Consider the following 11,236-nt stretch of genomic DNA (forward strand, 5'->3'; position numbering starts at 1 on the left):
ACCTTGATTTAAACCGCGTCCAAATAAGCTACCTGAACCTATAGCGATTTTAGACTGAATTATGTTATAGCTAGCACCGAGCGGATCATGTTCAGGGTCTAAAAAAACCATCACACGCTTTTTTTGATAATCATACATCATATTCCAAGCAATAGGCAGGCTAATAAGAGCGGCGAGGCCCAGCATTATAAAATATTTTATTCTAAAACCTGCTGCAAAAAATATAATTGCCGAAACAATTAAGACAATCATTCCCGTACCTAAATCAGGTTCTCTAATTATTAAAAAAGCTGGTACTAAGACTGCTATAATAGGTATGATAACTTTGTGAAATTTTGTAAGATCGTCAATTGCTAAGGAGTGAAAATATCTGGCAAGCATTAATACAATAGCAATTTTTATCGGTTCGGAAGGTTGAAGTTTAACTATACCGATATCGATCCATCTTTTACCTCCCATGGCAGTTGAGCCGAAAAGCTCCACGGCTACTAGTAAAGCTAATACGCAAAAATAGAAGATATAAGATAACCTAAAGATTATTCGCAAATCAATTAATGAAATAATAATAGCTATAGGTAAGAAGATGCAAAAATTTATAATTTGTTTGTAAGCCCAGGGCTGTAAATTGCTATTCGCAGCAGAATAAAGCACAATGAAACCAATACAGCAAATTAAGCTAATTAGTAAAATTAAAGTAATCGGTAATTTTTGTAATTGTTCTAGATAATTTTTATGCATGGTTTTTGTATTGGGTAATGTTACTATGTCATTCCCGCGTAGGCGGGAATCCAGGGTAAAGCGAGATATATCGAGCTTTTAAAAAGCTTTAAAGTAATGGATTCCCGCTTTCGCGGGAATGACATAACAGGATTCCAGCAACAAATTTGCTAACTAAACTTCCACATCAAATATCTTAAAAATAAATACTAATTCGTCAGCCGCCTCTTTCAAATAATCAAAACGACCTGCAGAACCTTTATGACCCGTATCCATGTTTGTTTTTAATAATAATGGATTATTGTCCGTTTTTAGCTCTCGTAATTTTGCTACCCATTTAGCAGGTTCCCAGTAACCAACGCGAGGGTCGGATATACCGCAAGTAATGAATAGAGCAGGGTAGTTTTGTGCTTTTACGTTATCATAAGGGGAATATGATTTAATATATTCAAAATATTCTTTCTCTTTCGGATTGCCCCACTCATTATATTCTACAAGAGTTAACGGTAAGCTTTCATCAAGCATGGTATTCAAAACATCAACAAAAGGTACATGTGCAACTGCTGCCTTATAAGCTTCAGGTTTTTCGTTGAGTACATAACCAATTAACATACCGCCGGCACTTCCCCCCATTATTACGATATTATTGTTACTTGTATATTTTTCTTTGATTAAAGCTCTACTGCAAGCTATAAAATCTTCAAAGGTTCTTTTTTTGGTTAAAAACTTAGCGGATTCATACCAATCATGCCCTAGATCATCGCCACCTCTAATATGAGCAACCGCATAAATAAAGCCGCGATTGGCGAGTGTTACTGCCGTATTTCTAAAATTGACAGGCATGCTAACCCCATAAGATCCGTATCCCATTAAATATAAAGGGTTTGAGCCGTCTTTTTTAAATAAAGATTTTTTGTAGAATAAAGTAATAGGTACTTTTACATCTTCATTATCTGCGAATATTCTCTCTACTTTATACTCTTCCGGATTAAAGCCTGATGGTATTTCCTGGGTCTTTAATATCGTTAATTTATCGCTATTAAAATCGTAGCTATAAGTGGTACTTGGTCTTGCAAGAGAAGAGTAATTTACTCTGATATCGTCTTCCTCAAAGTTTGTAGAAAAACTACTTGCCTGGAAACTTTCATCGGGAAAATGAATTGTTTTTTCTTGTAGATCTTTGAGATGCTTTATTTTAATTAGCGGTAAGCCTTGGTCACGATAATTTAAGATTAAATAATTACTTGTAATATCAAAGCTTTTTAAATATTTGTCTTGTTCCTCCTTAATATAAATATCATTCCAGCTAGTATTTTCAAAATTATTTACCGGCAGCTTTACAATATGGAAATTTTTAGCTTTATAATTAGTTTTAATATAAAAATAATCGCCATTATGTTCTATTTCATAGAATATTTTATTTTGTGCAGTTCGTACTAATTTAGGTGTAAAACTATCATCCTGCATAGAAATTACGTAAATTTCATTTTCATTATAATCACCTGAATTTATAAAAATATATTCACGGCTACTGGATTTCTCGCAGCTGATAAAATGAAGAGGGTTTTTTACCTCGAATATTAATTTGTCTTGAGTAACATCTTCACCTAAACGATGAAACATTACTTTATCCCAGCGTTGATTCTCATTAATAGTAATATAGAAAAAGCCGTTTAAGCGTTCATGCCAGATTATGGATGGTGCCACGTCTTTTACTTCATCAGGTAAGTATTTTTGTTCTTTAAGATTGTATATTTTGATATTGTATTGTTCATTACCTGTAAAATTAACGCTATAAGCCATTAAATTTTGATCAGGTGACATTGCAACTTTAGCAACATCAGTAAAACCACTGTTTGGAGCAAGAAGGTTAACATCTAATATTACTTCTTCAGGAGCATTAATATTATTATGCTTTCTGCAATATATCGGATAATTTTTATCCCCCTCTACTCTTGTATAATAGTAATAATCTTTTTTCTTAACATAAACTGATTCATCGTCTAATTTGATCCGTCCTTTTAATTCTTCAAAAATCTTTTCTTTATCCTTTTGCAGATCGGCAAAGAAGTTTTCGGTATATTTATTCTCAGCTTTTAAGTGGTCTAAAATTTTAGAGTCTTCTACATTTGGCCACTTTGGATCTCGTAGCCAATGGTAATCATCTGTTATTGTTGTTTCGTGAACTTCAAAGTTATAATTTTGTTTATTTGCTATCGGTGGCTTCATGTTTTTTATTTTTTTGTGTTGTTTTATGTCATTCCCGCGGAAGCGGGAATCCAGAAAAAGCGAGATAAATTGAGCTTTTAATTTAAAAAATTTACTGTGTTTATGCTTTTTAATTACTGGATTCCCGCCTACGCGGGAATGACAAGTGCTAAGATAAAACTAATTAATAGAGATAATACAATAAATATAGCAGTTTGCTGATTATGCCAAGCAGATATTTTACTTAAAATAGTATCCCAAATAACCTTAAAATTAAGATACTCTTCTGCATCTTCGTTATTGTCTGCTGTTTCTTTGTATTGATCGATACTGAAATAGATAAGTTTTTCAATATATTGGTATAAGTCAAGATTGATGTCTTCTGTTGAAATACGTGGTATTTTTCTGAATATTAAAGCTAATAATAGCGAGATTGCAAGGATAACTAGCTTGTTAGAGCTAGCCTCATATAATATTTGAACAGGATAGAATAAACATACGCATAAAGTTATGATACAGAAAGAGAGATAAAGCACTTTTGTCATACCGTGGCTTGACCACGGTATCCATAAATATTTAGTATCATTGCTTATTTTTTTATTGGATACCGTGGTCAAGCCACGGTATGACAAGTGTATACTTTCCAACAACAACCCAAATAACACGGTACAAGTTGCTATCTTAGAAAATAGTATTACATTATTCTCGTTTAAAATATTAGCTATTTCATCTTTGATATAAGAAGAACTAATAGGAAGTAGGGAGGTATATATCAATATGCTAACTACAAACCCACCTAATAGAATAAGATTAATTGGAGTATTCTGAAGATCTTGGTAATTTTTAATATTGTACTCATCTTCTATATAAGTGAAATATAAAGCAAATAACCCATTATATAATATATGTATAAATATAAAGCTTGTAATAAGATAAGCTATATTTGGAGAGTTTATACTAATAGCCGCTAATATAAAACCAAGCTGCGACACGGTAAGATAACATATCAATCGTTTAAAGTTTTTCCCAATTAGAGAAAATACTAACCCGTAAATGATCATTGATATTCCAAAAAACTTAAGTATCTCAAGACCACTAAATAATTTTAAAATGATAATTAAAGTAACTTTAGTAGTGAAACTTATTAAATATATTATGCCACTACTTGAAGCTATCGGGTAACAATTAACCATCCAACCATTTACAAAAATAGCTCCAGCATTAATTAAACAGCCTGCAAGTATTAATATTGCCGGTAACTCAAAATTATATATTGATTCTGTTAAAGAAATAAATGCGGTATTACCTGTTGTTTGGATTAAAAGGGTCATGCCGATTAAAATTAACCCGCTACTGAATAAATGTGTGAGAAAATATTGACGTACCGGTTTTATTTTTAATTGGTCACAAAAAACAATTATGCAGGCAAAAATTGTCATGAATTCAAGCGAGATTATCATGGAAATAAAATCAGCCGCAAATACACATATAATAGAGGATAAACAGTATAAACTACCTATTAGCGTCTCAAATTTTCTATTTTGGGAAATTGTATAAAGATTTAAGATAGCGGTAACAATCAAGAATGCTAAAGCTATTAATTGATTTTGAGAGCTAAGGTCAAAAGTAAGTTCAAAATTAGCTAGCGAAAGTGCAAATTGAGTGTTTTGAATAAACATTTTAATCTTTAAGTGAAGCTGTTATATTTAGTGACTTGATTGAATTTGTTGTATTGTTGAACGTTTGTACAACAAGTTTATTCAATCATCCCATCTTTCAACCAATTTTTTAATATCTTGTTTTGTACTGCTTCTTACTTCTTGAACAATTTTTATATAGTCATCTACATCCTCAGGGTCTAATATAGGAGCATGTTCAAGAAACTCTTGTAACGTTTTTTTTGGTTTATCAATTGTATGTATAGGTGAAATCCTTGCTACGATATGGTTACCTTTTTGAACGTCAAAACTCTCGCCTTTATAATACACTCTATTCATAATATCTGAAAAAGAACGTACAAATTCTGTTGCTCTAATAATTTGTGCCATATTTATCCTCATAATTACTATATTTACATATTATATGATTATATGTAAATTATGTAAATATGTATTATATAATATAAGCTAAAAATTCTCTGATTAAGATTTGAATAAAGTAAAATAATGTTATAGCTAAGGCACAAATAATGATGCTGATTCGCATAGAGTAGGGCAGCGGCTTTGCCGTGCTATATTCTGCTAAAGCAGGTTTATAAATAGAGTTTAATATTTTGAGAAGATAAAGGCTTGAGAATATACTACTAGCTATTACGACAATCATAACAATGATTTGATTTTGCTCGCTTGCGGCAAGTAATATTGAGAATTTGCTAATAAATCCGCTAAAGATAGGTATACCGATTAGCGATAATGAAGAGATAGATATAATAAAAGAAATTAAAGGAAATTCTTTGGATGTACCATGCAAATCCTGTACTTGATCGACTTTCTTTAAACTATAAATACTTCCCATACTATAAAATAAGCAGATTTTTGTAAAAGAATGTGAAACTAAATGTAAGATTGCAGCTCCGAGTGCTTTAGGTGTTAACATGAAAGCACTAAGCAATGCAAGGCTTAGTTGATTCATGGTGGAATAGGCGAGTATTTTTTTGATATTATCCGTGCCTAGTGCTTTTATTGAGCTGTAAAATATGCTTACTATCGGTATGAAAATTAACCAGTTAAACTCAGCAAATATCATTTGTAAATACGATAAACCGAATATATATAATAGGATTTTGTAAATACAAAACAACCCAGTTTTAACAACTATTACGGCATGTAGTAAGCTACTAACAGGGTAATGTGCAACCATCGCGGCAGGAAGCCACGAATGCACCGGAAAAATTGCAGTTTTGGCAATACCGAAAATAAACATTAATAATAAAATAATCGATTGGCTTTGAGAAAAATAATTTTCTACTAAACTCCCACTTGCAAAATCTCCGTTACCGGTTGTAGCATAAATAATTATCACTGCCGGTAAAAATAATATTGTGGCAGAAATCATCAGAATTTTTAGATATTTGTATAACCCGCTAAGTACTATGTTATTTCTAGTATGCCCTATTAGGAATGCTGTAGAAATGGTTAAAAGCTCATAGCAAATAAACATCGTGAATAAATTGGCTGATAGTGCAATTAAAACACCGATTAGAATAGTTAAGTTAAAGAAAAATAAGAATCTAGAAGAGTGTTCTATATTATTAATAGCAAGATATTTTGGAGTGTAAAGTAAAGCACAAATCCATAAAAAGCCTATTAAGCTTAAGAAAATAAGCCCTAAAGGTTCAAGATGAAATCCTATAGAGTAATTACCGAATATATTAAATTCAAATCCTGCTCTAATACCTTTTAAAAATAACCAATCAATAATTAAAATATTACCGAAGAAAAAAATAGCGATAGTAATAAGTAAAAAATTACGTATAAAACTATCTTTTTGAGTAGCATACGGGCTGGTCAAGTTTAATGCACCGACTAGCAAAGTTGATAGAATCAAAAGACTCGGAGTAGTAAATTGTGTAATCATGTGTTCCACCGTCACCCCGTGGCTTGACCACGGGGTCTAGTTAAAAATACTAAAATTATTAGTATTTTAAGTTGTTTTTCTGGATACCGTGGTCAAGCCACGGTATGACACCGAGTAGGTTTTTCAAGCCGTGCAACAACACTCTCTTTACCTTTTTCCTACATTTCTATAGTTTAACCACTCTTCAAACTCAGAAGGTTGTAAATTAATTTCTTTAGCAAGTTTTTGAAGCTTGATAGCTGCTGCTTTTCTTTTTTTTAAAATTTTCTTTGTAATATAAAATTTCATAATATTTAGGTTAATCAATTCTTCCAAAAAGTAACTTTCACCATTTTATAATGATAAAATAGCGATCCTATCGAGCTGAGTAGAATTATAATAAAATCTAATAGTAGATTTTGTCTAAATAGTAATTCAAGAATATTTACTTTAATAAAAAATAACGGGCTGATAGGTAAGCCACAGCTGCAAATAATAACAATTATTATTAAAACTTTATTAGGATTTCTTTTATAGCTTTCATTATAAGCATCTATCAAGAAAAGAGCTATTTTATTTATGCTATCCGCAAGTAATAAGCTTGGTAAAAGTATTATGCCGTTTGCGGTAACATATAAGAGAAATACGTAACCTATTTGAGTGAAACATGAATAAATTATAATATTCTTGAAATCTTTTGCCTGGTAAGCAAAATACGGGGCTATAATAAGAGTAGCTAAAGCAATAGGTCTTATAAAATTTGTAATAGCAATTTTAATTGTCTCATAGCCTATAATAATATAAGTAAATTTATATATTATATATAGTCCTATTATAGTAGAAATCCCTGCTAAATATACTAAAATAACCGAAGAAGTAGTGCTATAAGCTCTCATCATCCAGAAATGTAGGGGGAAGAAAGCGGCTTTTAAAATAATACCTATCAAGAAAAAAGCTATAGATATAGTGATTATACGGGAATTATGATGCTCTTGTAGATAAGCTGCAACATCGTACATATTTAAGCTACCCGTAATGCTTAGTAAAAACCCTATGGCTATAAGAATAAGGGTTGCACCGATACTACCCATGATTAAATAATCAAAAGCTCCGATTAAAGATCTCGGGTTACTACCTGAGGCTATCAGGACATAGCTACTAAGTGCCGAAATTTCTATAAACACATATAAATTAAAGAAATCATTAGTAGCAATCATCCCTAAATAGCCAGTATGAGCGAATAATAATATACTGTAAAATAAAGATTTTCTATTGTTGCCTATATATTTTAAGATTGTTCGATTAGTAATCTTATGACAAAAAACTAAAAAGAATAATAAAACCAAGTTAAGATAAATAATAATAGCTTGGTTTAGTGAATTTAGCCGATATTCTATTCCTATTTTTGAAGTCCATCCTCCCATGGTGTAAGATAGTTCCGTATTTTGTATAATGCTATACCCATAAACACAGACCAAAAGGCTAGATAAAATGCAAGCTATGGTAATTACTCGTGCCAAGGCAGTAAAGCGGAAAGATATTATTGAGAGTAAAGCACCGAATAAGGGGAATAATATTTGTATGATAGGAAAATGGTTAGCTAGGATCATGGAAGTTTATTCTCCATCGTCATTGCGAGCAGTCGTAGGCTGCGTGGCAATCCCGTCAAATATCCTGAGATTGCTTCGTCAATTACTTCGTAATTTCCTCGCAATGACGATTTGGTATAGAATAACATAATTGAAAAAATCACTTATCAAAATTAATTTCATTTTCCGATATTGTACCAAAATGTTTATAAATTTGATATATTAAACTTAAAGCTACGCTAAGAGTAGCAAACCCAACTACTATAGCAGTTAACATTAATACATGAGGTAAAGGGCTAGTGTAAGCAGTTAGCCCATCTTGTAAAATAGGTACACCGCCTGTTTTAATTTTTCCGATACTTAAATAAAATACTAATACCGAACTTTGAAAGATTCCAAGCCCGATAATTTTATGAATATAATTACGACTTGTAAGCATTATAAACAAACCGCTAGTTAGTAAAATCAAAGTAAAGAAATATATTAAATGTGACATAACATTGTCATACCGTGGCTTGACCACGGTATCCAAAAAAAATTAAAAAGACTGGATTCCGCGATCAAGTCGCGGGATGACAGTTAATATGCTTTGAAAGACTGATTAAATATACATGTGACTTTTTTACCCTTACGTACAGCGAGCTTAGGAAAAACCTGTTCAAGGATCACCATATTAGGATTATCTTGAGCAAGGCGATAATTTACTAAAGATTCTCGAAGTGAATCATCTACAGCAAAAATACCGGAAATTTCAGCGTTTTTATCCCTAAATTGAAGATAGGTAAACTCGCCGTCGTCAAAAATTTTAATAGGAGCTATTTCTTCGCTGCCGCTAATATAGTAATTAAAGTTATATTTTTCAGGATGAGTAAGATCGGGGCTTGCCAAGGAAGCAGAAAAAGTTTGCATATGACCGCTCATATTATCATTTTCGTCATCCGGATAAAGAAACTTTACGTTAAAGACCATTTCAGGATCACGCATATCAAGCGTTTCTGCAGCATATAATTCAAAGAAGTAAGTTCGTTTATTGGTAATTAAAGTCATATTAGTAGTAGCATCCGGTTCCATCGGTTTAATAAAAATCCTATGACTGGCAGGCACTATTTGCCATGAAGTAGTATCTCCCATAGAAATACTTACTATTTCCTCGTCTCTTGCTAGTTCTATACTTGCTTGATAGCCGTAATATCCTGTAAACTTAAAGACATCATCAGGGTTATAAGTCATAACTCTTAAGCGTGGGTCTCGACCTAGAGGTCGTGATATAGTAAGAGCAAATACATCTAATGTAAGTATTATAAAAGTACAAAATATTATTAGTTGCTTCATATTATTTCTGATTTTTATTCCTTAATAACTTTAGCTTGTAACTAGTAACGGTAAAATTGAACGGCATATCAGGGGATGTACTTGTACTGATAGAATCCATTATAAATCCGATTCTTGCTTCCCATACCATATTTTCTAAAATTTCACCCGTACTATTTTTTGCCAATGACTCAAAAGTAACAACTGCCTCATTATCGTTTATATTGTTAATTGATAATACATTAATTGAGCGTCTATATAGTTTTTGATATCTTATGACCGGTGATAATGAGTTATCAATATTCATAAAATTAGCAAATTGCATATAAACAATACTCGTAGAAGCGTTTTTGATAAAGGTAAATTGTTCTTTTAATATATCGTAATTATATTCTTCTCGTTGTTTTACATAATTCTGAAGCATAATATTTGCAACAGAAATATAAGGATTTGATAATGATGAATGTTTAGTATTAGTAACGGTAGCTTGTTTTTCGGCATCATCTTTTATTAAATAACTTACTTTTTCGTTTATTGGTAGCAATATATCGATATTTATACAAATTAAAGTGAATAATAAGGTAAAAATCGTGCATATTAAAAGTAGAAGACTTCTATGACTTAACGGTAAGATATACTTAAAATTATACCATTTTCTTGCATCAATAAAATATTCACCGGATTTTATATATTCTTGTATTGCGTTGGTTAATGGGTCCATAATTACTAGATTGATAGCTAGTTTATTTTGTTTTATAACTCTACCATAATTATTATAATATGATTATGATTTGTTAATTTAATGTTATTTAAGCTATAAAATAAGTTTATATTGTTGCTACAATACCAAATATTATTTAACTTTAAAATTAAAATAAATAAATTATAAATTAAAATTATACAATAACAATTATTGATGGTAGTTATTATATTATACTCGCCCACTTGAAAAACTGGCGACAATGTCCTTGTAAGTCCGTAGGTAGCCACGTATTAAGTATACGCTCAGCTTCTCGGCCTATAGACTTCTTGCTCTTTTCCAAGTTGAACTTCGTATAAATACCCTTTATTTACTTCAGAGTATAATAGTTTACAATCTTTTTAATATTTTTTTATATTTATAAATAGATTTTTTCAAAAAATGCTTGTGAACTATTGTATAGTAAGGTAATTTTAAAATAGTAACAAGATAATTTAATAATGTATAATTAGAATGTTAAAATCATTAAAGTTTTTATTAGTATTAATTATGCTTTCTCAATTGTTGTCATGTACCCCTTCAGCTCCTTATGAAATTAAAAGCCCGTGCGTTTCTGCTGATATAGATGATGGATCGAGTTTAAGCATAAATCCTTGTATAAGAAGACCGGTTAATTCAGTAAATATAGCATAAAAGCAATAGTTTTACACAATAACAATGTAATAATAAAAATACCTTTGATATGAATAATATATTTGGCTTCTTTAAATCAAGTAATAACTCGCAAAGCGGTTCAGGAGGTACACAAAATCAAGAAAGTATTAAATCAGCTAATCCTTTAAAAATTACTCAGAATTGGTATGAAGAGCGATCTGATAAGTTAATTGTTCAACGTAACTTACTTATCACATTAATAATACTACTAACCATTTTTATGGTTATATCAACTTTAGTAATAGCATTTGTAGTAAAATCTAAACAATTTGATCCTTTTGTTATTCAGCTAAATAGTAATACCGGGCGTGCCTCGGTGGTAGAACCTATTTCATCACCGGTATTAACGGCGGATGAGTCTCTTACAAGATATTTTATAAAGAAATATATAACGGCACGGGAAACATATAATCCGGTTGATTTTGCGACGATAGCTCGTACG

General features: G+C 31.1%; 12 protein-coding genes. 2 read left to right on the top strand and 10 right to left on the bottom strand.

Annotated elements, in window-relative coordinates; genetic code table 11:
- From AC1Z7D_RS03760 to AC1Z7D_RS03805, 10 genes are all read right to left on the bottom strand, one after another.
- Positions 1 to 738, bottom strand: a 738-nt coding sequence (locus AC1Z7D_RS03760) for an FtsW/RodA/SpoVE family cell cycle protein (protein WP_482602102.1), incomplete at its 3' end; no start/stop codon positions are given.
- 153 nt (positions 739 to 891) lie between these two features.
- On the bottom strand, positions 892 to 2,946 hold the full coding sequence (locus AC1Z7D_RS03765) for a S9 family peptidase (RefSeq protein ID WP_482602104.1): 2,055 nt from the start codon (positions 2,944 to 2,946) through the stop codon (positions 892 to 894).
- 128 nt (positions 2,947 to 3,074) lie between these two features.
- Positions 3,075 to 4,604, bottom strand: coding sequence for a proton-conducting transporter transmembrane domain-containing protein (locus tag AC1Z7D_RS03770; protein WP_482602106.1), 1,530 nt, complete (start codon positions 4,602 to 4,604; stop codon positions 3,075 to 3,077).
- Positions 4,605 to 4,685: 81 nt separating this feature from the next.
- Positions 4,686 to 4,973, bottom strand: a complete 288-nt coding sequence (locus AC1Z7D_RS03775) for an antitoxin (RefSeq protein WP_482602108.1) — start codon at positions 4,971 to 4,973, stop codon at positions 4,686 to 4,688.
- 64 nt (positions 4,974 to 5,037) lie between these two features.
- Entirely contained in the window at positions 5,038 to 6,501 is a 1,464-nt protein-coding gene (locus AC1Z7D_RS03780; protein ID WP_482602110.1) for a proton-conducting transporter transmembrane domain-containing protein, read from the bottom strand.
- Between the two features lie 147 nt (positions 6,502 to 6,648).
- Complete coding sequence (locus AC1Z7D_RS03785) at positions 6,649 to 6,816, bottom strand: hypothetical protein (RefSeq protein ID WP_482602112.1); 168 nt, start codon at positions 6,814 to 6,816, stop codon at positions 6,649 to 6,651.
- Positions 6,804 to 8,090 carry a proton-conducting transporter transmembrane domain-containing protein gene (locus tag AC1Z7D_RS03790; protein WP_482602114.1) on the bottom strand — a complete coding sequence of 429 codons (1,287 nt, stop codon included), beginning with the start codon at positions 8,088 to 8,090 and terminating at the stop codon, positions 6,804 to 6,806. Before AC1Z7D_RS03790 ends, AC1Z7D_RS03785 begins: the two co-directional genes overlap by 13 nt.
- 139 nt (positions 8,091 to 8,229) lie before the next feature.
- Complete coding sequence (locus tag AC1Z7D_RS03795; RefSeq protein WP_482602116.1) at positions 8,230 to 8,565, bottom strand: Na+/H+ antiporter subunit C; 336 nt, start codon at positions 8,563 to 8,565, stop codon at positions 8,230 to 8,232.
- Positions 8,566 to 8,648: 83 nt separating this feature from the next.
- Positions 8,649 to 9,401: a P-type conjugative transfer protein VirB9 gene (virB9, locus tag AC1Z7D_RS03800; protein ID WP_482602118.1), complete on the bottom strand. Its 753-nt coding sequence runs from the start codon at positions 9,399 to 9,401 to the stop codon at positions 8,649 to 8,651.
- 1 nt (position 9,402) lies between these two features.
- On the bottom strand, positions 9,403 to 10,101 hold the full coding sequence (locus AC1Z7D_RS03805) for a VirB8 family type IV secretion system protein (RefSeq protein WP_482602120.1): 699 nt from the start codon (positions 10,099 to 10,101) through the stop codon (positions 9,403 to 9,405).
- Positions 10,102 to 10,593: 492 nt separating this feature from the next.
- On the opposite strand from AC1Z7D_RS03805, the gene AC1Z7D_RS03810 reads away from it, so the two are divergent.
- Both AC1Z7D_RS03810 and AC1Z7D_RS03815 read left to right on the top strand, forming a co-directional pair.
- Positions 10,594 to 10,773, top strand: a complete 180-nt coding sequence (locus AC1Z7D_RS03810) for a DUF2706 domain-containing protein (RefSeq protein ID WP_482602122.1) — start codon at positions 10,594 to 10,596, stop codon at positions 10,771 to 10,773.
- A gap of 49 nt (positions 10,774 to 10,822) precedes the next feature.
- Positions 10,823 to 11,236, top strand: a 414-nt coding sequence (locus AC1Z7D_RS03815; RefSeq protein ID WP_482602124.1) for a VirB8/TrbF family protein, incomplete at its 3' end; no start/stop codon positions are given.

The organism is Rickettsia sp. (genome assembly GCF_965035265.1).

Bases quoted from the DNA above. Each gene is read 5' to 3' on its own strand.
- AC1Z7D_RS03765 (WP_482602104.1), bottom strand. From the start codon at position 2,946: ATGAAGCCACCGATAGCAAATAAACAAAATTATAACTTTGAAGTTCAC.
- AC1Z7D_RS03770 (WP_482602106.1), bottom strand. From the start codon at position 4,604: ATGTTTATTCAAAACACTCAATTTGCACTTTCGCTAGCTAATTTTGAA.
- AC1Z7D_RS03775 (WP_482602108.1), bottom strand. From the start codon at position 4,973: ATGGCACAAATTATTAGAGCAACAGAATTTGTACGTTCTTTTTCAGAT.
- AC1Z7D_RS03780 (WP_482602110.1), bottom strand. From the start codon at position 6,501: ATGATTACACAATTTACTACTCCGAGTCTTTTGATTCTATCAACTTTG.
- AC1Z7D_RS03790 (WP_482602114.1), bottom strand. From the start codon at position 8,090: ATGATCCTAGCTAACCATTTTCCTATCATACAAATATTATTCCCCTTA.
- AC1Z7D_RS03795 (WP_482602116.1), bottom strand. From the start codon at position 8,565: ATGTCACATTTAATATATTTCTTTACTTTGATTTTACTAACTAGCGGT.
- virB9 (WP_482602118.1), bottom strand. From the start codon at position 9,401: ATGAAGCAACTAATAATATTTTGTACTTTTATAATACTTACATTAGAT.
- AC1Z7D_RS03805 (WP_482602120.1), bottom strand. From the start codon at position 10,101: ATGGACCCATTAACCAACGCAATACAAGAATATATAAAATCCGGTGAA.
- AC1Z7D_RS03810 (WP_482602122.1), top strand. From the start codon at position 10,594: ATGTTAAAATCATTAAAGTTTTTATTAGTATTAATTATGCTTTCTCAA.